This window comes from Microcoleus sp. Pol12B3 (assembly GCF_036701355.1).
Taxonomy (GTDB): Bacteria; Cyanobacteriota; Cyanobacteriia; order Cyanobacteriales; family Microcoleaceae; genus Microcoleus.
Genome location: NZ_JAUBQS010000047.1, coordinates 33,519 through 53,660, shown reverse-complemented (window position 1 = coordinate 53,660; position 20,142 = coordinate 33,519). Strand labels below are relative to the sequence as shown.

At 46.4% G+C, this 20,142-nt stretch carries 16 protein-coding genes; 4 read left to right on the top strand and 12 right to left on the bottom strand.

Annotated features, from left to right (window positions below; all coding sequences use genetic code 11):
- Nucleotides 1-269 precede the first annotated feature (269 nt).
- The 12 genes from QUA53_RS21175 to ruvB form a co-directional block, all read right to left on the bottom strand.
- Nucleotides 270-827 (bottom strand): HPP family protein, encoded by a 558-nt coding sequence (locus QUA53_RS21175; protein ID WP_333099607.1) that lies wholly within the window; start codon nt 825-827, stop codon nt 270-272.
- A gap of 399 nt (nt 828-1,226) precedes the next feature.
- A complete protein-coding gene (locus tag QUA53_RS21170; protein WP_333099608.1) occupies nt 1,227-1,793 on the bottom strand; it encodes a diheme cytochrome C in 567 nt (188 codons plus the stop codon).
- 20 nt (nt 1,794-1,813) lie between these two features.
- Nucleotides 1,814-2,722 carry an MBL fold metallo-hydrolase gene (locus QUA53_RS21165; protein ID WP_333099609.1) on the bottom strand — a complete coding sequence of 303 codons (909 nt, stop codon included), beginning with the start codon at nt 2,720-2,722 and terminating at the stop codon, nt 1,814-1,816.
- Nucleotides 2,723-3,246: 524 nt separating this feature from the next.
- Complete coding sequence (locus tag QUA53_RS21160) at nt 3,247-3,759, bottom strand: inorganic diphosphatase (RefSeq protein ID WP_006634582.1); 513 nt, start codon at nt 3,757-3,759, stop codon at nt 3,247-3,249.
- 66 nt (nt 3,760-3,825) lie between these two features.
- Nucleotides 3,826-4,020 carry a hypothetical protein gene (locus QUA53_RS21155; RefSeq protein ID WP_333099610.1) on the bottom strand — a complete coding sequence of 65 codons (195 nt, stop codon included), beginning with the start codon at nt 4,018-4,020 and terminating at the stop codon, nt 3,826-3,828.
- On the bottom strand, nt 4,011-5,408 hold the full coding sequence (locus tag QUA53_RS21150) for a serine/threonine-protein kinase (protein ID WP_333099611.1): 1,398 nt from the start codon (nt 5,406-5,408) through the stop codon (nt 4,011-4,013). Before QUA53_RS21150 ends, QUA53_RS21155 begins: the two co-directional genes overlap by 10 nt.
- 20 nt (nt 5,409-5,428) lie before the next feature.
- Complete coding sequence (locus QUA53_RS21145) at nt 5,429-6,772, bottom strand: serine/threonine-protein kinase (RefSeq protein ID WP_333099612.1); 1,344 nt, start codon at nt 6,770-6,772, stop codon at nt 5,429-5,431.
- A gap of 163 nt (nt 6,773-6,935) precedes the next feature.
- Entirely contained in the window at nt 6,936-7,484 is a 549-nt protein-coding gene (locus QUA53_RS21140) for an inorganic pyrophosphatase (RefSeq protein WP_333099613.1), read from the bottom strand.
- A gap of 453 nt (nt 7,485-7,937) precedes the next feature.
- The gene (locus tag QUA53_RS21135; RefSeq protein WP_333099614.1) at nt 7,938-11,120 is read right to left on the bottom strand and encodes a GAF domain-containing protein; all 3,183 of its coding nucleotides are present in this window, start codon (nt 11,118-11,120) and stop codon (nt 7,938-7,940) included.
- A 603-nt stretch (nt 11,121-11,723) separates the two neighbouring features.
- Nucleotides 11,724-13,478, bottom strand: coding sequence for a DNA repair protein RecN (gene recN / locus QUA53_RS21130; protein WP_333099615.1), 1,755 nt, complete (start codon nt 13,476-13,478; stop codon nt 11,724-11,726).
- 225 nt (nt 13,479-13,703) lie between these two features.
- Complete coding sequence (locus tag QUA53_RS21125) at nt 13,704-14,276, bottom strand: Uma2 family endonuclease (protein ID WP_333099616.1); 573 nt, start codon at nt 14,274-14,276, stop codon at nt 13,704-13,706.
- 3 nt (nt 14,277-14,279) lie between these two features.
- Nucleotides 14,280-15,377, bottom strand: a complete 1,098-nt coding sequence (ruvB, locus tag QUA53_RS21120) for a Holliday junction branch migration DNA helicase RuvB (protein ID WP_333099617.1) — start codon at nt 15,375-15,377, stop codon at nt 14,280-14,282.
- A 71-nt stretch (nt 15,378-15,448) separates the two neighbouring features.
- On the opposite strand from ruvB, the gene QUA53_RS21115 reads away from it, so the two are divergent.
- From QUA53_RS21115 to QUA53_RS21100, 4 genes are all read left to right on the top strand, one after another.
- Nucleotides 15,449-15,988 (top strand): hypothetical protein, encoded by a 540-nt coding sequence (locus QUA53_RS21115; protein WP_333099618.1) that lies wholly within the window; start codon nt 15,449-15,451, stop codon nt 15,986-15,988.
- Between the two features lie 181 nt (nt 15,989-16,169).
- Nucleotides 16,170-17,021, top strand: a complete 852-nt coding sequence (locus QUA53_RS21110; RefSeq protein WP_445304975.1) for an ABC transporter permease — start codon at nt 16,170-16,172, stop codon at nt 17,019-17,021.
- Between the two features lie 164 nt (nt 17,022-17,185).
- Nucleotides 17,186-18,598, top strand: coding sequence for an ABC transporter ATP-binding protein (locus QUA53_RS21105; protein ID WP_333099619.1), 1,413 nt, complete (start codon nt 17,186-17,188; stop codon nt 18,596-18,598).
- Nucleotides 18,599-18,613: 15 nt separating this feature from the next.
- A complete protein-coding gene (locus QUA53_RS21100) occupies nt 18,614-20,113 on the top strand; it encodes a methyltransferase (protein WP_333099620.1) in 1,500 nt (499 codons plus the stop codon).
- Nucleotides 20,114-20,142 lie beyond the last annotated feature (29 nt).

The following is a 20,142-nucleotide window of genomic DNA, read 5'->3' as shown; positions in this document are numbered from 1 at the left end:
TTAAACGGAAAAACTTTGGGGTTCCAACTTTTCACAACTGATAAAAAAATTCCACCCACATCTGCGGAATGTGGGTTCAAAAGGGATCTCGACCTTTCCCCGATCCGTCCGTTTTTTTTGATTGATCTAGCACAAGGAAGTTCGGCAACCAAGCACGCCACCGGGATGTAACGGATGGAAAAAAGAAGTCCGATGGAAGTCAGAATTGAGGGAGCATCCCGATTTTGGGTAGTGCTCCCGAGGGAAGGATGAGAGAATTAGAGATAATGCTATAACCAGTGCTGGGGATAGGTCCTTTCTGCCGCTAAATTATTAAAGATGACGGCGCACAAGACCAAGATTATTGAGCCCTCAAAAGCAGGTGTTAGCAAAAATTTCCAGTCTGGTTTGGTCATCATGACAACTAAGGCAACTGCTCCCGAAGGCGGATGTAGAGTTCTGGTAATCTGCATAATTCCGATCGCACTAGAAACAGCCATTCCCATCGCCCAGGGAGAAGAACCGAGAAAATGCAGAATCATTAAACTGGTGAGAGCAGCTAAGAAATTGCCCCCAATGACATTCCGGGGTTGAGCCAAAGGGCTGTCAGGGACACCAAAGATGAGAACGCTTGTAGCGCCAAACGGAGCCATTAGTAAAGGAGAATTAGTTTTTACAGCAAGATAGGACGTTGCAGTAATTGCCAAAAAACTGCCAATCCAACTCCAAACAATATGCCGAGGATGAGGTCTGTCTACTGGGCAGGTCAATGCACACGAGCGCCATCTCCCAAAGGTTTTAAACCAATAACTTTCCCATTTCAGTCGAATTTTTTTACTGTCAATCATAAATTAGGTTACTTGATAACCAGACTTCTTAAATTGTCGGAACTAGCCTCCGGTAAAGTTAAGATATCATAACAATTGCTCAAAAAGTAGTTAAAGGCACAGATTTTTTACTTCTATGCTACTCAAGCTGCAGCTAACCACTCGCTTGGAACCCACTAGCAAGTTTGGTGGGTTTTTCAACAGACGTTATCGGCAGTCGCCCAACTTAACCCTGAGCCACCAGAGTTATTGATGAGGGTAAAGCGAGAGGTTATTTGTAAGGTGCGATGCCCAGTAAGCATGAATTGAAAGAGCGCACCCACACTTTGGATAAGTTTCTAGTTCAGAATGCGATCGCCCTTTTTTGGTTAGTGCGAGCGTCTCCCTCGCACTCAGATATAATTACGAATTTAATCTTCGTTACGGAGAGTTTTGCCACTCGGCGGTAAGCTTGCGGAAATTGTATTGAGACGCGCCGGGGTGACAAGTAACGCAACTGCTGATATTTGCGGGTTGTGGCAGTTTGACTTTGGGGTGCAGTGCTTTGAAATAGCGAGAACTGGCGACTCGGTAGGCGAGTTCTTCGTCTTTGGCTTGGGGACGAGAAAAAGTTTGCAGGTAGTTCCACACTAAGATGCGGGGCGGGTCTACTAGCAGTTTGATGGTTTGTCCGTAGTGTTGGGAATCTTGCAGCAATCTGCGCCAAGTTTCTGTAGGTAATACTTGGGGCGGTAAAGCAATGTGACAGGTGGCGCAGTTTTCTAGGTACAGTTGCTGTCCCAGTTGGTAGCGTTCGGGGATGCGATCGACTGTACCAGTATCATCGATCGAAGAAACCTGAGCCAGTCGTGCGGGAGTGTCAGAATAGGCAGTCTGAGCTGCAACCCATCCGCCGCAGGTACAACAAATTATTATCAATACTAGCAACGTTGAGTAAAGCCCCCGCAAGCCTACTCTGCGACGTTTGCGGGGTTTTTCCTGTTTCATAATTCTGAATTTATTTTTGGTTAAATCACTGGTATGCTCATGCCTTCGCGGGCTAAGCAGCTATTGGCGAAAACTGCCTGCACCTCTGCTTCTGTACGATCGAGAAAATTGTCGTCGTGACCCGGATCGTGGTGAAACATCACGATTTTTTTGACTCCAGCAGCTTTCGCTACTTCTACTCCTGCTTGCCAAGTCGAGTGTCCCCAGCCGACTTTCGGGGTTTTGAAGTTGTAATACTCTTCGTTGGTGTAGTTGGCGTCATAAATCAGCACGTCGGCGTTGCGAGCTAGGTGTACCACATTGTCGTCTAGGCGATCGGGAAAATGTTCGGTGTCGGTGCAGTACACGGCCGTGTGTCCCTCCCAGGTGACTCGATATCCGATCGCAGTGTTGGGATGGTTGAGCAATGCCGTTTCTATTTTCACATCGTCGAGTTCGAGAATATCCCCAGGCGTCAAATCGTTGAATTTGAGGTCTGACTGCATTACCTGGATGGGAACGGGAAAATTGGGGTGCAGCATTTGGTCGGCAAGACGGTGTTTGATGGTAGTGCCGTTGGGGGCGATCGCACCGTAAATGTGAAAGCAGTTCCCTGGGATAAAGGCGGGAGTAAAGAACGGAAACCCTTGAATATGATCCCAGTGAGTATGACTAAAAAACATATGGGCTTCCACTGGCATTTGCCGCAGCAGGTTGAGGCCGAGAACTCGCAGGCCCGTACCGCCGTCAAAGATCAGGCGTTTTTTACCCAAGCGCATTTCTACACAGGAGGTGTTACCTCCGTAGCGAAGTGTTTTAGTGCCGGGGGTGGCTATGCTGCCCCGCACGCCCCAAAACTGAACGACAAACTCGGTCAAAGGACTATTTTCCATTGTGGCTTTGCGATCGGAAGGCTGTGAATTAGGTAGAGAGGGTGCGGAATCTGGCATTTTTTTTAGTTTTGGCGGCAGGAACTTGGGAGTTGAAATCTTAGTTTTTAGTGTTTAGTGTTTAGTTTTTAGCAATCTGTACTATAGTCAAGCGCTTTATCAGCAAACCATCCGAGTGCCGAACACTTGGGCTGTTAGAATTCTCAACCTTACCGATTCGTGTAGGAGATGTCACGCTTGAGAGATTATTTTTTGCATCCTGCGGGCTGCCCGGCGTGTTCTGTGTTCTGAGATTAAGATAGCGCCGATCTATCTAAGTGTTAGGGTAAAATTTCCTCAAACGTAGAACGCATTCCCCTGGCGTATAATTTGCGCTTAATCTTACTCTAGGAGTAGTATTTTTTTCAAGATTGGGGCCGGGGTGGGGTTTTGAGGAATGCCGTTCCGGTGACTCGGCATTCACGACTGATTTGACCTTCTAGCTACCCGTTCCTCGACTGCATCCCTAGACGTGCAGCGGTCGCCTTAAGTTCGGCCTCCTGAGTTTTTAGTCGGGTTGTAGTCGAGGAGTGCGGGTTAGGGGCTTATTTGCGATCGGCTGCGATGCACTTTTCGACTAAGGGCATTACTTGATCGACATCTTGCCAACCCAGAATTTCGGTGACTTTTTTCTCCAAATTTTTGTAGGTTCTAAAAAATTCGGCTATTTCGTCCAAGCGGTGGGGGGCTACGTCTTTGAGGGACTTATAGTGAGCGTAGCGGGGGTCTTTGTCGGGAACGCACAACAGTTTTTCGTCCCTGTCGCCTCCGTCGATCATTTCTAGCATTCCGATCGGACGGGCTGCGATTATGCACCCTGGAAATGTGGGCTCATCCATCATTACCATGCCGTCGAGGGGGTCGCCATCATCGGCTAAGGTATTGGGTATGAAGCCGTAGTCGCACGGATATTGGACTGAGGAAGAAAGCACCCGATCGAGAGCAAAGGCTTGCAAGTCTTTATCAAATTCGTACTTGTTTTTGCTACCGGCGGTAATTTCGATGAGGACGTTGAGCAGTCCTGGTTTCGGCTGTGCCGGAATTAGCGATAAGTCCACAACAATATCTCCAAGTTAACAGATGATTGGGATGAGTGCTACTTGCCAAATCCCTTTGATAGCATTTTACGGGCGATCGGGGCCGACGGTTGCATGAGATTGACCGAAAGCGGACGGGGGCGATCGGGGTTGCACAATTTGAAGATGATGTTTGTGGGGTGTCCCGCCTGCGTGGCAAATACACCGGAAAGGCCCGACGCCCATCTCGCAGTTTGAGGGGGCTATGGTTTGAGAGGGCGAGGGAGATATTTTCAGAACCATTTCTTCTTTTTACCCTCTCTCAAAGTTATTTGAATTTTCAATCCCAACCACTGGCTTAGTTCTGTCGCTAACCACTCGATTTCTGCTTCACTTAGTCCCTGCTTCACTCCTAGTCGATATTTTTGGTTGCCGGCTTGAATAATCAACTGAGAACCACGGTCAAATTTTTGTTTGGTGTCACCCCTAGTGTCTTCAAATTCTTCAATTTCCAACTGACAAATATCCTGCTTGGGAGCTGGCTGGAAATGATTCCATCTCAGCCCCAGCAGATGGCTGCTATAGGATATTTGTTGGCGATCAATTACCAGATGTAATTCCCGAAATATTGCAAAGAGCGACATTACTCCAGCCGCCAGTAAAAAACTGCCTGATATCATCCTCAAAATCAATGGATTTATCGGACTTTGGTAATAATTAGTCCACAATGCGATACTCGCAGCAACCGCACCCGAAAGTATGGAAACCCAATCAAAAGCGAATCCATGCGGCGGAATTACAATCTCTATCAACCCCGAATTTTTTGTTAATTTAATATCGCTGCCTCGCGGCTGCACGGACATAATACTTTTGGATATCTCGCGGGGACTTGCGAGCAACTTCGATGCTTCCCCAGCCGAAGATAACCGTTTTTCCAAACTCGGTTCGGTCATCCACTCCAGCCAATCAATTAAATTAGGATTGAGGTACGTGGCTCGATCGGCAAATAGAATTTTTAAATCCTGCTGCGACAGTTCGGTGGGATGCAAACCCGTTACCAAATAAATTAAAGTCGCACCCAAACCGTACAAATCCGAAGCGGGAACGGAGCGCCCGCCAAATTGTTCCGGCGCCATATATCCGTAAGTTCCAACTACTGTAATCGTACCGCCAAATTTTGCAGCTTGGTTCTGCACCGAACCGAAATCAACTAAATAAACTTGTCCAATAGTGTGACCGGATCTGTTGTGCAGTAAAATATTGCTGGGTTTAATATCGCGGTGGATGACAGGGGGATTGCGCTCGTGCAAATAAATCAAAATTTCTAACAGCGATTTAGCTAATTCTTTTACCTCGCTTTCGCTAAAGTTACGGCCGGATAGCAAATGCTCTTCTAAAGTTTTTCCCCCTACATAAGTCTGTACCAAGGCAAATCCTTTATTGTCTGGTTCGTCTATTTCCAGGTAATCGAGGTAGCGGGGAATTGCTGGGTGAGAAAGTGTTTTTAAAGTTTCCGCTTCCCGTTCAAATAGCTTGATGTCTTGCCATTCAAAATCGCTACCGAGGAAGAGCTGTTTGATGACAACTAATTCTTGAGTTTCCAAATCGCGAGCTAGCAGTGTTTGGCGACCAGTTTTTTTTCCCAGTTGCCGCTGCATTTCGTAGCGTTCTGCTAATATTTTGCCACTCATGTTTTTTCTATTAATTTAAATTAAAGTCCACTTTCTTTTTGATACCACCGGGCAAAAGACTTGCTACCTATACCCATTGACAGCCCTGCAATGAGCGATGGTGCCACAACTACAAAAATATAATCAGTCAATGAGGGTACATAACTAAACGTATCGTCCCAAGGGTCAAAAAAAAGAGACTCCAAACCGAGCGTCTTCATAAAGAGGATGCTTGTAAAAGTACAGATTGCCATACCTATCCCAGTTAAAACCTGTCGGTGAAGCTGGGGATTAGTTAGGGGAAAAAACCACGCGATAGTCACAAGTGAGATGATAATTCCGTTCTCCAAACCCAGCATTGCGCCGAGAAAAAAGCCGAGGATTCCTCCCGCAACTGTCCCCAGAATGGGCAACAGAAAGGTAGCGTAAAATGCTGCACAAATTCCTACAGCTATAGCTCCTGTCCCAGTGCTGTGCCAAATCGCAGTTGCGAACAACCTGCCGCTACTCACAATTTTCCCCATTCTCAATGTTTGGGAATATTTATGTATTTCCTGTGGTTTTTCTAGAACTTCTGTTGCTATTTGGACTGAAGCGGGACGGCGATCTAAACTGGGATGTGTCATCCACTTGAGCCAATTGGTAAAACCGGGACTGAGTTGAGTGAATTGCTCGAATTCGATCTGCAAATCTTTCTGCGGCAAGTCGGCTGGATGCTGCTTGGTAATTAAGGCGATTAATGTTGCTCCCAACCCGTACAAGTCGGAAGCGGGAACCGCCCTCCCGCCAAATTGTTCCGGCGGCATATAGCCGTAAGTTCCGACAACTGTGACTGTTTTTCCCTGTTGCGTGGCTAGGGTTTGAACTGCACCGAAATCTACGAGGTAGACTTCCCCGACGCTGTTACCCGATCGATTTTTAAGTAAAATATTGCTGGGTTTAATGTCGCGGTGAATCACTGGGGGCTGTCGCTGGTGCAGGTAGGCGAGGATGTCTAATAATGCTGTGGCTAATTGTTTGACTTCGCTTTCGCTGAAGGTGCGGCCGTCTGAAAGATATTCTTGTAGGGATTTGGCTTCGATGTAACTCTGAACTAGGGCGAATCCTTTGCGCTTGGGCGTGTCGATTTCAAAGGAGTCGAGATATCGGGGAATTGCCGGATGGGATAGGGATTTTAAGGTTTCGACTTCTCGCTCAAAAAGTTTTAAGTCTTCCCAGTTAAAGTCGCTGCTGAATGAGAGGAGTTTGACTACTACTTGCTGTTGGGTTTTTAAGTCGCGGGCGAGTAAAGTTTGCCGTCCTGCTTGCTTGCCGAGGCGCCGATCGCACTGATAGCGATCGGCTAATATTTCTTTTGACAAATCGCCGATGTTTTCTCCGCTCATGTTCTCTTGCCCTAGAACCGATTAAACCTAGTGTAGTTGACAAAAGTGCAATAATCGGAAAGGTTCGCGCTACAGCAAAAAACATTTTTTGTCAAAGAGTAACTGCCTTTAAGACCTAGCGATCGCGCACCATAATAAAGACCGGCCTGAGTTAAGGTTGAATTTAATTTTGGATTTGCTTGTAAATTGACTGCACTACGTCAAGCAGGCTCAAGACTTGCTGCCATTCGGGGGCATCGGGGTTGTAGCTTTTGGCGCGCTGAGTTTTCAAACTGTGGTGCAAGAGGGAAAGCAGCGCGTCTGGAGGCTGTAAGGAATTCTCCTCTTCATCTGCTGGGGTTTGGGCTGCATTTTCTTCGATATCTTCTTTAATTTTTTGTGCTCGATCGGCCAGGGCTAAAGATCTGCCTGCCAGGTTTTCCGGCATTTTGGGCTGTTCCGACAAAGACGCGCTGGTTAGTTCTACCAATAGTTGGCAGACTCGATCGACCCATTCGTGATCGTTTACTGAAAAGGAACCGGATTTGAACACTTGTCCGTCAGGTCTTTGCTGAATGCTTTGTACCTTCTGGATCAGAGGGATAGCCTTAACAGTGATGTTTTCCGGGATTCTGGGGATATCTGACAGGGAGCTCCGAGCAATCTCCAGCAATAGTTGGTAAACCTGATCTACCCACTCAACATCTCCCGATTGCGAATTCCAATTATTCATAACTGACGCTAGTGGTTTTCTATATCTAAGACTAGAACATTGACTATCTGCGAAGTCAGCTCTTTTTAGGAGCAGCTAACGCTATTAAGACTTACGCGGGCGGGGTGAGAAACCCGGTTTTTGAGCGGATGTTTCGTCGCCTTTCTCCAAGATTTTTCTCAGAAACCTGGTAACGCTGCTCCCAGTCCTAACTATTTTTAAGCGCTTCAAATAATAGAAGTGCTAAGTTTTTTGCGGTAGGTAGTGCGAAGGAAACACCTAGGGCGAAACCCCGCCATCTCGCTTGCAAATTCAAATCCGGTTATATAACCATAATACCTGTTGGAGCTTATTTACGATTACTTCAATAGGATATTTAGGTTAATTGGTGGTGAGATGGGAGGCGCACCCCCGATCGCGATCGCCCCCACCCCGAACCCTGGCACCACCACGAGGATTTGCTGTGGGCCACTGCTATTTTTCTGTGAGATTCCACACACCATCCCAGTTGAGTACATCTGAAAACCCATGCTGAAATAACATACAGCGATCGACGTGCAATTTAGCTGCTTTGTTTTTCGGGTCAACTTCCAGAACGGCGTTAAATTCGCTTTCAGCGTCTTTAAAGGCTTGCTTGGCTTTTGGTTCTAGGGCTTTCTTAAACTCGTTCAGCAGTTTTTTCACCCGATCGAGTCCCAGGTTTTCAAATTCTTCATCTAACATTTCTGCAACTGTCTCGCAGGCCCGACTTTTAATTTTCGCCTGCAATAGCTGCCTGATTTCGGCAGGTTTCAGCCGCTTGATTTGGGGATTTGACGGTTCTAAAATGTCTGCTTCCAACAGCTTTTTGACTTCGCCTTCTTGCAAGTATTTAATATCATCTGCTGATAGGGGCTTGATTTTTGCTTGCAGCAGCATTTTGGCTTCATCTTCCGAGAGGTTTTTGATGCCTTCCAATTTCAGCAGTTGGATTTCTGGCTGCAACAGTACGATGAGTTTGTCTGCTTCGGACAGGTTTTTCGGGTCGTACTCTGACAGCTTTTTCAGTTGATATAACAGGTTCCTTAGTTCGTGTTCCAACTGTTGCTCTACATTGTAGGACAGTTTCTTAATCTCTGCCTCTGGCATTTCGGCGACATCCTTTAAGATGTTTTTTACCTCACTTTCTGAGAGTCTTTGGCTAACTGGAGTTTTGTAATATTCGCGCCCCCTGGTGTAATGTTCTATCATTTGCTGCTGTGTTTCGGTTAGTGACTTGCCCACTGGTGAGTATCCCTCGCGGATGCCGACGAGTTCGTAAACGATTACGGGTTCGCTTTTGCCTTTGACAGTAATAAAGTCGAGTTCTCGCACGTACAGCCGATCGGCATAATCTCTGTAAGTATTGTCGCTGATGATCAAGTCGGTGCCGTACTGCTTGCTAGCGCCTTCCAAGCGAGAGGCGAGGTTTACGCCATCTCCGATCGAAGTCAATTCCATGCGTTTGCTACTACCGATGTTGCCGCTGACAACTTCATCAGAATGCACGCCCATACCGATGCCGATCGGCAATTCCCCATGTGCCATACGCTCTCGATTAAACTCAGCCAGTTTTTCCCGCATCTTCACTGCCGTTTGCATGGCGCACCAAGCATGATCCTCTAAGGGTGCTGGAGAGCCAAAAACTGCCATCAGAGCGTCACCGATGTATTTGTCGAGAGTCCCTCCGTACTCGAAGACGACATCTACCATCACTTCAAAATATTTGTTGAGCATCACTACCACTTCTTCGGCTTGCAATTTTTCCGTAAGTGTGGTATAGCTGCGAATGTCTGAGAACAGCACCGAAACGTTTTTGCGCTTACCGCCCAATCCATGATCCCCTGAAGCTAACAGCGCTTCGGCTACTTCTGGCGTCATGTAACGGTACATCAAGTTCTTGACTTGCTTGGCCTCGCTAATATCTTCCATGACGACTAACGCGCCGTTGACCTTGCTGGGGTCGGTAGCGTCGGTCATTGAATTAATCGAGAGATTGATACTCTGGGGTTCTCCTAGGCAGGATAGCAAAACTTGATCCGGGTAATACTGCTGGCGATCCTTATCGTCTTCTGGAGACAAAGACGCATCAAACCATTTGGCAAAATCGCCTTTTTCTAACTTAATTAACTCGCGCAAAGATTGACCTTCGGCTAATTCGGTATCGCTGTCACCCAGTAATAATTTTTTGGCACTAGGATTGGTCGCTACTATATTGCCTTTTTTATCTGTAGAAATCACGCCATTAGTCAGGGCGTGCAGCATATCTTTTTGTCTTTGTTCTTGCTGTTTGACTTCAGCAAACAGTTTGGCGTTTTGTAGGGCGACTCCTGCTTGGATGTTAAACACCTTCATAAATTCCATGTCGTTGCGATTGAAACTCGCTTTCCACTGATCGGGGGCGTGCGGCCAATCTTCCCGGTTGTAGGGGGGGTATTCTCCTTGTTGTCGTTTTTTATTAACTAACTGGGTGACGCCAATCAATTTTTGGTCTGAGTTAAACACTGGCATACAAAGCATACTGCAAGTGCGGTAGCCAGTTTGTTTGTCTATTTTTTTTGCATTTTCGGCCCGGGGGTCGTCGTATACATCAAAGGGAATCAACAGCGGTTCGCCGGATTGGGCGACGATGCCTGCAAAACCTGCTGTTCTGGGCATGCGAATTTCTTGAAGTTGACCTGTTGTAATCAGGATTTTCGTCCAGAGTTCGTCTTTATCTTCATCGATCAGCCACAGGGTGCTGCGATCGGCGTTCATCAGTTCTTGGGCCTGATCCATCACGCTTTTTAGGGTATCTTCTAAGTCTAGACTGCTCTTAGAAAGGGCGGTGACGGCATTGATCAGCGCCGTGGCGGCCCGTTGTTTTTGACTTGCTGCGTAGAATGATTTAGAAGATTCTAGAATTAGGCGAATCGACGGGGCAAATTCTCGAAAAACTTGTTCGTCTTCTTGAGTAAATCCTGCCTTGTCAATCTGTTCCTCTAAAATACCGTAATGTTCGTGGTTGGGCTTGAGTTTATTAATCAGTTGAACGACTGCTACTAACTCTCCTGTTTCTTCGTTGATCAGGGGCATCGCCAGCATTGTATAAGTGCGATACCCTGTTTCTTTGTCAGTTTTTTTTGCGTTAGTCGAGCGAGGGTCGTTATAAAAATCATAAGGAATGTTCACCACTTTTTTTTCTGTGGCTACTTCTCCCGCAATGCCCACATGGGCGGGGAATCGGAGTTCTAGACTTTTGCCATTTTCGTCTTTAGCGACGATCGCCCAGAGTTCATTCTTTTCTTCGTCTAATAAAAATATCGTGCTGCGAGCAGCATTCAGCAATTCCCCTGTTTTGAGGGTAATCGACTGCAACATTTCATTAAGGATGGCATCGAATCCCTGGCGGTCAAGGATATTGTCGAGCATTCCCAGGGTTTGATTGACAACCTTAAGTTTCTCTTCTACTTCCTTAACTACTACTGTGAAACTTTGCTTATTTAGGGGTGCCAGAACACTGGCGAAGCTTGGTTGGCTTTTGGCAAGTTGACTACTGTTAGAGGAATAGTGAGAAGGCTGTTCGTGATAAATTTTACCTACAACAGCGCCCTCTCTCTCGTTTTCCACTTCTGACACATTGGGAGATGCAGATTTCATAGACCTTTACAGAATCTTAAGCGTAAGGGTTTGTCTCTAAGCTAGGATAGCGGGGAAGTTCATTAGTTAGTCACTTGTCGCACAAAACTCAAGTATGTGTGAAAGTATTTCCCAGTTTACAGAACTCCGGCGACAGGGGAAGGTAAATTCAGTTTGCATGGCTTGCTGGTGAACTGTGGGTGCGACGATAACGCTGCTGTAGTTTTGGTGCACTCTTTTTAGAGAATGCGAATCTTGTTTAAATGGTTTATTAACTGATTTTGACATTGTGCGTGCCTGGTTTAAGTAGGTTCTACCGATCTAAGATCCGATCGCCCGCAGGAACAGGAATGCGTACTGGCGGGAGGACTGCTGAAAGAGGGGTGGCCTTGTGGGACTAGCTGCAATTGTGACACTACCAGTTGCTAGTGATGTGTGCCCTTCTCTACACAATTGTGGTTTTTAACTCGAATTTCTCTCTATTTTGCTGCTCTTAGCTTTCATCCCACTAAATTAACGGGGTTTTCAGCTTTTTTTGTAAAATTTGCGGTGGATATTTTTAGTGTAACCTCCGACTCTGAAAAAACTCCGCCTTTTAACCCCCCGATCGGCTTGAGGGTGCAATCAGGGTTGGGCTGACTGAGTTTGGCGCAATCCGGCTGCTTCGACAAGCAGGGATTCGGCGAAGGCGATTGCTTCTGTTGCTGAGCGGCCACTGGCGAGTTGGGCGAGTTCTTCCCGCCGCTGCTCGCTGTTGAGGGCGGCAACTCTGACTACTGTACGTTCGATTGGTTCGGAGTTGGCTGCGGGTTCCTCGATACTTGGTTCTGCTTCGATCGTCTGTTTGTTGACGCGAAAATGAAAATCAGCCATGGCGGCGATCAGCGGCTGGTGGGTGACGCAGAGAACTTGGTGTTTGTCCGAGAGTTGGTAGAGTTTTTTGGCGATCGCCCCGGCAACTCTCCCGGAGACTCCGGCGTCGATTTCGTCAAAAATCAGCGTACCGGCACTTTCTATTTGGGAAAAACAGGCTTTGATGGCAAGTAGAAAGCGGCTCATTTCTCCCCCGGAGGCGATCGCGCCTAGGGGTTGCAGAGGTTCGCCCGGATTGGGGCTGAAACAAAAGGCGATTTGGTCGGCACCGCTAGCGGTTGGGGTAGAAGGCGAGATCTCGACTTGAAATTGCACTTTTTCCATTGCTAACGGCTTAAGTTCTCCTACCAGGTGCGTTTCTAGTTTGAGGGCTGCTTCGCGCCGCAGGGTGGTGAGGTGGCTGCAAGCGTCTTTTAATTGCTCTAAAGCGGTCTGATATGCGAGTTCTAAGGCTTCCATTGACTCGCCTCCTTCTAAAAGTTCATTTAGTTCGTTTTGAATGCTTTGGTAGTAGGCGATCGCTTCTTTGAGCGGCCCGTATTTGCGGCAAATTTGTTTGAGTTCCCGAATCCGATCTTCTACTTCTTCGAGTCTTTCGGGATCTGCTTCTAATTGTTCGCCGTAGCTGCTAATTTGCCTGCTGGCTTCTGTGGCTTGAGCTAAAGCATCGCTGACCATTTCTAGGATTGGCTGCAACTGCACATCGTAAACCGCCATGTCGCTTAAAATTACTTCGGCTTTGCTCAACAAGTCGGCGGCTGATGGGCTGTCGCCGTCGTTTTGGTACAGGGCTTGGTGGACTTGGTAACTCTGCTGCTGCAATTCGACGACGTGGCCCAGCCGGATTGATTCGTGTTCTAGCTGTTCGAGTTCGTCGGCGTCTTCGATATGGGCTTCGCCGAGTTCTCGGACTTGGTATTCTAACAAATCAAGTCTTTGCAGTCGCTGCTGTTCCGACTGACGCCTGCGTTTGAGGGCTGTCTTGGCGTTGTTGGCGGCCAGCCACGCGGAGGCGACGATCGATCGCGCTTCAGTGAGCTTTTTGCCGCCGTATAAATCGAGCCATTCTCGCTGGAGGGTTTCTTGTCCGAGGTGGACGGTTTGGCCTTGGGCGGTAATTTCCACAAGCCGATCGCGCAGTTGATCCATTAACTGGCGGTTGACGAGAATTCCGTTCAGGCGGGATCTGGTGCGTAGAGCACCGCTCGATGCGTTAATTTCCCGGCTGCAAACGGCTAAATTTCCGTCTATGGGTTCGATTTCTTGCTCGCCCAGCCACAAAGCTGCGGCTTTGTCCAATTCAAAGGTAGCTTCCAATATTGCTCGCGCTGCTCCGGTGCGAATCGATCGGCGATCGACCTTGCCGCCCAACACTGCATCGATCGCATCTAGGATAATCGATTTACCAGCGCCGGTTTCCCCTGTAAATACGTTCAAATTCGGGCCAAATTCTAGATCCAGGCAGTCAATTAAGGCAAAGTTTTCTATTCTGAGGGATATTAACATGGGGAATTTGTTATTTATTATTTCATAATTAATCTTTCTTCCTTTCCCCCTTGGGGGGTAGGGCAGGGCAAACGCATCTTAATTCTGAAAGCTTTACGCTATCAGGGGTTCCATTTTTGGCAACTAAACTCAAATAATGACTGAAACCTTTATCCCGCAAGTATTCTAAAAATAAGATGCGTTTGCCCTTGTAGGGGGGGTTTCCTTCTTCATTTTTTTGATATTTTAACTTCCTAGTTTCAACCACCCAAACAAATCTCCTACCGTCAGCCGCAATTCTGCTGCCCAATCTGGAACTGGCAACAATTCTTCGGGTTTGGCTAAAAGTTCCGGTTGCTTTCCAGGGGGATAAATTAAGATTGAGCGCACCATCGGATCGATCGGCCAACCCATTTTAGTGCCGTTTTTCAGACAGTGTAAAATATTCCCAGTTACTTTAGTTTGACTCTGGCCAGGAGACAGAATTTCAATTGTCCAATCAGGGTAAGTTTCAAATACATTCGCAACATCCCTATTTTCATCAAGTGGTATTCTTTCCCAAGTAAATACTGTGACATCTGGCACGATTGATCTGCCGCCAAAAGTACACCGCAATTCAGGAAAAGCTAAGCCTATTTTCTGATTTTTAACTGCGACATTGATGGCGGGGACTAATTCACATTGAATCCGGCTATGTTTTCCTTGTGTCATAGGCTTTTGGATAATTTGACCGTTAATATATTCGCTAGCTGGTTCTGTTTCTGGCAGTTTTAGAAATTCTGACAAAGTTAGTGTTTTCGTTGGTTGTATCTGTACCATTTTTTACTCCTTTTCATCGAGTAAACCTAAGTGTTTCCAAGCAGCCGCTGTGGCAATTCTGCCCCGACTTGTCCGCTGCAAAAATCCGATTTGCATTAAATACGGTTCGTATACATCCTCAATTGTTTGAGAGTCTTCTCCTGTGGAAGCTGCGAGAGTTTCTAAACCCACCGGGCCGCCGTTAAAGTTTTCGATCATTGCTGTCAAAAGGCATCGATCGGTCCAATCCAAACCAAGCGGATCGACGTTGAACAGTTCGAGGGCGACTGAGGCAACTTCGCCATTAATTGGCTTTAATTTTTTGACTTCGCTGTAGTCTCTAACTCGTCGCAGCAAGCGGTTAGCGATCCGGGGGGTTCCGCGCGATCTGCGGGCAATTTCTGTGGCTCCTTCTGGGGTGATTTGAGTGTCGAGAACTTGGGCACTTCTTTGGACAATTAGACTAAGTTCGTCTATTTCGTAGTAGCGCAATCTTTGGATCAAGCCGAAGCGATCGCGCAATGGAGATGTCAGCGACCCAACTTTTGTGGTTGCTCCTACTAAGGTAAAGGGTTTCAGGGGAATGCTGCGAATTTTGGCGCTTTTGCCTTGACCGATCGTAATATCTAACCGACAGTCTTCCATCGCCGGATAGAGGATTTCTTCTGTAACTTTAGATAAACGGTGAATTTCGTCTATAAACAGCACGTCACCTGCTTTGAGGTTGATCAGCAATCCGACAATATCTCGCGGTTTTTCTAAAGCTGGGGCGGTGGTGATTTTGCATTCAACTTCCATTTCTGCTGCTAGAATTAGCGACATTGTGGTTTTTCCTAACCCTGGAGGCCCGTAGAGTAACAGGTGATCCATAGGTTCGCCGCGAGATTTAGCTGCTGCAATTGCGATCGCCAAAACTTCTCTCAAGTCTTTTTGCCCGATGTATTCAGCTAAGCGCTGGGGTCGGATTTTGTCGTCTTGTTTGCTATTGATTTCGTCGGGTAGTTCTTGCGCTTCTACCAGAGATTCCGCCTGGGGTTTGGCCACTTTTTTGCGACGGGCCGGGGCTATGTCTTCGGGTAGATTTTGGTCGGAGGGCTGTTGTTTGGAGGAGATAATAGCCATATTTATCTGCGATCGGGCAGCGGGAATTGTTTACAATTATTGGCAGAATCTTGACAATTATTGAGTTCGTTATGAGTATTCCATCTTCTTTGTTAGCATCGGAAAGCATAACTTTTGAGGGGGCGATCGAGCTCACTCAATCTTTACTGTCGTTCATTGAGGCCGATCGACTTTTACAAGCCGACATCCAGCAAGCTGTTACATCTCTGGTGAAAACACAGAACGGTGCTAGGGGGTTTTTTGTCACCTATCTAACGGACGATCGACCGGAGGCAGATCACCCGTCACCCGGAGTAGTCGAGGCGCTGCGATCGGCTCCTGAGATCGTAGCAGAACTGCTGGTGAAAAATTTGGCGATGTCGGCGGCAATGGTTGTACATCATTCGCGGCAGCAAAAGGAGGAAATGGCGGCCGATTCTGCTAGAGTGCAGGAGCGATCGCGCAATTTAATTCAAATGCTGCAAATCCCAACCTGTCAAACTATAGCGTCGCAAATGCTAGAAAGTTTGCAGAATGCCAACGGCGAGTATGAAAAATTTTTCCAGCGGTGGGGCTACGACGACGAGCAAAAACTAGCGATCGGTTCGGCAGTTCGATCGGCGATCGGCTAAAATAACCTCCGAAGGAAGGGGAAAGAAGAAAGAAAGAAGAAGCCAAAGCCAGGGTGACAGATGCTTGATCAAAGCGGCGGGGCTGTGGAATAATTGCGGTTTAACAAAAGCTGCACAATTGTAGCTTGAGTTGATTTAGGTGTGAAGCGAGTGAACGAGGGCGAAAAAATTGCAGAGAACTGTGAAAGGAGTTGCCCAAAAGGTCCGAAGGCTGGGCTGCCGGCGGCCGACAAATACGCCCCGGCGGTGGGCGAAGCTGAATCTGCTGGCAACATTGGTGCGCCGGGACTTGGAAGCTCAATACAAAGGCTCGATTCTGGGCAATTTGTGGCCGCTGCTGAATCAGCTATCGCAATTGGTGATTTACACATACGTATTTTCGATCGTCCTCAAGGTAAAGCTCAGCCTTGCAGGCTTCTCAGAAAACAGCAACATTACATTTGGAGTCTGGCTATTTGCAGGTTTGCTGCCTTGGAGTGCCTTCACCAGCGGTTTGATCAAGTCGGGAGTATCGGTGGTCGGGCAGCCGAATTTAGTGAAAAAAGTGGTATTTCCTCTCGGTTTGCTGCCGCTAGTGCCGATTTTTACAGCTTTTATTGAAAGTTCTCTGGGTTTAGCTGCTTTGATTGTGATAGTAGTAGCGTCGTCGCAAAAGCTCAACGCTACTTTATGCTTGCTGCCGCTGGTGTGGGTGCCTCAGTTGCTAATCACAGCGGGTTTGGGATATTTGACAGCCGGCTTGACTGTATTTTTGCGAGACATTCCTCAGACATTAGGTGTTATTCTAAATTTTTGGTTTTATTTGACGCCGATCGTCTACCCAGCATCAATCATCCCCCAAGAGTGGCGAGTGTGGATATTTTGGCTGAATCCAATGGCCGCCATCTCTGAGGTTTATCGAGACCTCATACTGCTTGGAGAAGTTAAGCATTGGGGCGAATGGGGTGTCGCAACGCTAATTTCTGCTGCTATATTTTGTGGAGGCTTGACGGTTTACCGGCGTTTGCGTCCCGCTTTTGCTGACGTGCTGTAAATTTGTTTGATATCTACAGTCAATCTAAAATCTAAAATCCCAATAAAGGTTTGTAGTGAGGGCTTTAGTCCTCATAAAAATCAGAGAACTAAAGTCCTCATTACAAATCTATTTTTAGTGAGAGCAGGCATAATATCAATCTAAAATCTAAAATCTAAAATCGGATGACAGAAAATGTAATTTCACTAAAAAATGTTTCCAAATGTTTTAAGCGGTACGATCGTCCAGGAGACCGCTTAAAGGAAATTATTTACCCCAGCAAAAAACTGGCTGACGAATTTTGGGCCCTGCATGACATCAATCTGGAAATTCCTCAAGGACAAACTCTGGGAATAGTCGGTCGCAACGGTTCGGGAAAAAGCACTCTACTGCAAATAATTGTAGGGACGCTGACTCCTACCACAGGAAGCGTGGATGTTAAAGGGCGAGTCTCCGCTTTGTTGGAACTCGGAAGCGGGTTTAACCCGGAATTTACCGGGCGACAAAATGTGTTTTTTAACGCTCAGTTACTGGGATTCAATCAAAAAGAAACTGAAGAAAAATTTGACGATATAGCTGCTTTTGCTGATATTGGCGATTTCATAGAACAGCCAGTCAAAACTTATTCTAGCGGTATGTTTGTCAGACTAGCTTTTGCCGTTGCGACTAGCGTAGAGCCAGATATTTTGGTGGTTGACGAGGCGCTTTCGGTGGGAGACGAAGCGTTTCAACGCAAGTGTTTTGCCCGCTTGCAAAGCATTCAGGAAGGTGGCGGAACAATTTTATTTGTTTCTCACGCTGCTACTTCTGTGGTGCAACTTTGTACCTCTGCGATTTTAATGGATAGCGGTGAATTGCTGCTCGCTCACACGCCGAAGGTGGTAATTTCTAAGTATCAAAAGCTGATTTATGCCGATCCGGATCAGGTTCTGGGGTTGAAGTCAGATATTCGAGCTCTGAACCAACTGACAAAACAGGAAAATCAAGACCAGCTTCAGGAGGCTAATTTAGAAAGCACAAAGAGGGAAGTTAAACCGGAGCAACATCTCTCTAAACCCAAGGAATATTATGATGAATTTTACGATCCGGGGATGATACCGTCGAATACGGTAAGGTATCCGTCTCGCGGAGCGGAAATTATCAACCCCCACATTGAGACGCTGAAGGGAAATGTGGTAAATCACTTGATCGGTCGTCAAGATTATATTTATACTTACTCTGTCACTTTCTCCCGCTCAACTTCCAAAGTTAGGTTTGGAATGTTAATTAAAACAATTAGCGGTTTTGAGTTGGCGGGTGCTTCTTTGAAGGCTTCTACTCAGTCAGTTAGATATGTGGAAGCAGGAACGACAATTGTAGTAAAGTTTCATTTTAAATGTTTGCTGAATCCCGGTGTTTATTTTCTGAATGCTGGGGTTGTGGGAAGCGTTGATGGAGATTTAACGTATCTGGATCGCTGTGTTGATGTGGCGATGTTTAGAGTTCAGTCTTGTACTGAGTCCTGCGGTAACGGCATCGTTGACTTGCTGATCGAACCGTGTTTAACTGTTGTTAATGCTGATTTTCTAGTGAAAGAGCAGTCAACAGAGGTTATCTAAAATTCTGTAAAAACAATGAGCGATATCAATTTAGATTTAGTCGAAAATTCCGTAATCAAAGCATTTATTCAAGATCAAGCTAAGTTTCCAGAAAATTTTAAACTGAATATCTGCGAAGACGATGAAATGTATTTGTTCAGCTTGAACAACGTCAAAGACGATCGCGATCGGGCTTTGGTGCGCTATTATTCGATCGGGCGTCGCATCTTGGATACAGTTAAACAAGTTGTGGAATGGCATTTTGGCAGTTTTGAAAATGTACCTTCTTTTCTAGATTTTGCCTGCGGTTACGGTCGATTTACAAGATATTTGATTCAGGAAATACCGCCGGAACGAATTTGGGTTTCTGATATTTATGCTAACGCTGTTAAGTTTCAAACTGAATACTTGGGGGTCAACGGTATTGTCTCAACTGGAAAGCCAGAAAATTATTTAATTGACCGCAAGTTTGACTGCATTCTGGCTAATTCTTTTTTCAGCCATATGCCGGAAAGGACTTTTACAAGTTGGTTGCAAAATTTGTACGATTTGTTGACTCCTAACGGCATTTTGATGTTCAGCGTTCACGATGAGTGTTTGTGCCTAGCCAATATAGAAATGCCGGCTAATGGTATTTTGTTTAGTCCTCAAAGCGAAAGTCAGTCTTTAGATAAGGAGGAATACGGCACAACTTATGTAACAGAAAAGTTTGTGAGAGAATGTGTCGAGCGAGTTAGCGGAGGCAAAGCTTTTGTTCACCGCATCAAAAAAGGCATATGCAGATTTCAGGATTTGTATGTTGTCACTAATGAGCTAGTTAGAGATTTTTCGGAGTTGAAATTTAATCATCACCCGGAAGGATATATTGATGTGGCTGCTTTTACGAATAAGGAGAATTTGTATCTGGAAGGATGGGTGGCTGATGTGAATCTCCACGGTCGAGTTGAGGAGCTGCAAGTGCTGGTAAACGGCGAGGTTGTACAGAGGTGCGAGCCTTTTTACAATCGCCCGGATGTGGCTGGATATTTTGAAAATGATGGGGCTTTGCAGTCGGGGTGGAGCTGTTATTTACCCAAAAACACTGTGGCGCTGGAGGATGTGTTAATAGTCAAAGCAATCAATAACTATGGTTTGGAATGGATTCTGGAAACTTGCACTGTTAAATCGCTGGTTAACCAAAGGCAATCGCAGTCTTTATTGGGTTCTACTCAGACAAAACTCAAATTACTCGAGACTCAGTTAGAGTCGGCTAGGATAGAATGGGAGCAAAGTCAAAGTAAGTTAATGATTACTCAAACAAAGTTGCAAGAAACTCAAACTCAATTAGTTTCTGCTCAAACGCAATTGGAGCAAACTCAAAATCAGTTAGTATCTGTGCAAATGCAGTTAGAGAAAACTGAAAATCAACTAATTAATGTCAAGCAAGAACTAGAGCAAGCGAAGTGTCGGGTTTTGGCAATGGAAAGCAGCAAGTTCTGGAAGCTGAGAGCCGCGTGGTTTCAAGTCAGGCACTCCTTGGGCTTGGCGGGAGAGTAGCGAGTAAATTTGGTTGGTGTGGGAATTAG

Excerpts from the sequence above, each read along its gene's own strand:
- QUA53_RS21175 (WP_333099607.1), bottom strand. The coding sequence starts at position 827 with ATGATTGACAGTAAAAAAATTCGACTGAAATGGGAAAGTTATTGGTTT.
- QUA53_RS21170 (WP_333099608.1), bottom strand. The coding sequence starts at position 1,793 with ATGAAACAGGAAAAACCCCGCAAACGTCGCAGAGTAGGCTTGCGGGGG.
- QUA53_RS21165 (WP_333099609.1), bottom strand. The coding sequence starts at position 2,722 with ATGCCAGATTCCGCACCCTCTCTACCTAATTCACAGCCTTCCGATCGC.
- QUA53_RS21155 (WP_333099610.1), bottom strand. The coding sequence starts at position 4,020 with ATGGTTCTGAAAATATCTCCCTCGCCCTCTCAAACCATAGCCCCCTCA.
- QUA53_RS21150 (WP_333099611.1), bottom strand. The coding sequence starts at position 5,408 with ATGAGTGGCAAAATATTAGCAGAACGCTACGAAATGCAGCGGCAACTG.
- QUA53_RS21145 (WP_333099612.1), bottom strand. The coding sequence starts at position 6,772 with ATGAGCGGAGAAAACATCGGCGATTTGTCAAAAGAAATATTAGCCGAT.
- QUA53_RS21140 (WP_333099613.1), bottom strand. The coding sequence starts at position 7,484 with ATGAATAATTGGAATTCGCAATCGGGAGATGTTGAGTGGGTAGATCAG.
- QUA53_RS21135 (WP_333099614.1), bottom strand. The coding sequence starts at position 11,120 with ATGAAATCTGCATCTCCCAATGTGTCAGAAGTGGAAAACGAGAGAGAG.
- recN (WP_333099615.1), bottom strand. The coding sequence starts at position 13,478 with ATGTTAATATCCCTCAGAATAGAAAACTTTGCCTTAATTGACTGCCTG.
- QUA53_RS21125 (WP_333099616.1), bottom strand. The coding sequence starts at position 14,276 with ATGGTACAGATACAACCAACGAAAACACTAACTTTGTCAGAATTTCTA.
- ruvB (WP_333099617.1), bottom strand. The coding sequence starts at position 15,377 with ATGGCTATTATCTCCTCCAAACAACAGCCCTCCGACCAAAATCTACCC.
- QUA53_RS21115 (WP_333099618.1), top strand. The coding sequence starts at position 15,449 with ATGAGTATTCCATCTTCTTTGTTAGCATCGGAAAGCATAACTTTTGAG.
- QUA53_RS21105 (WP_333099619.1), top strand. The coding sequence starts at position 17,186 with ATGACAGAAAATGTAATTTCACTAAAAAATGTTTCCAAATGTTTTAAG.
- QUA53_RS21100 (WP_333099620.1), top strand. The coding sequence starts at position 18,614 with ATGAGCGATATCAATTTAGATTTAGTCGAAAATTCCGTAATCAAAGCA.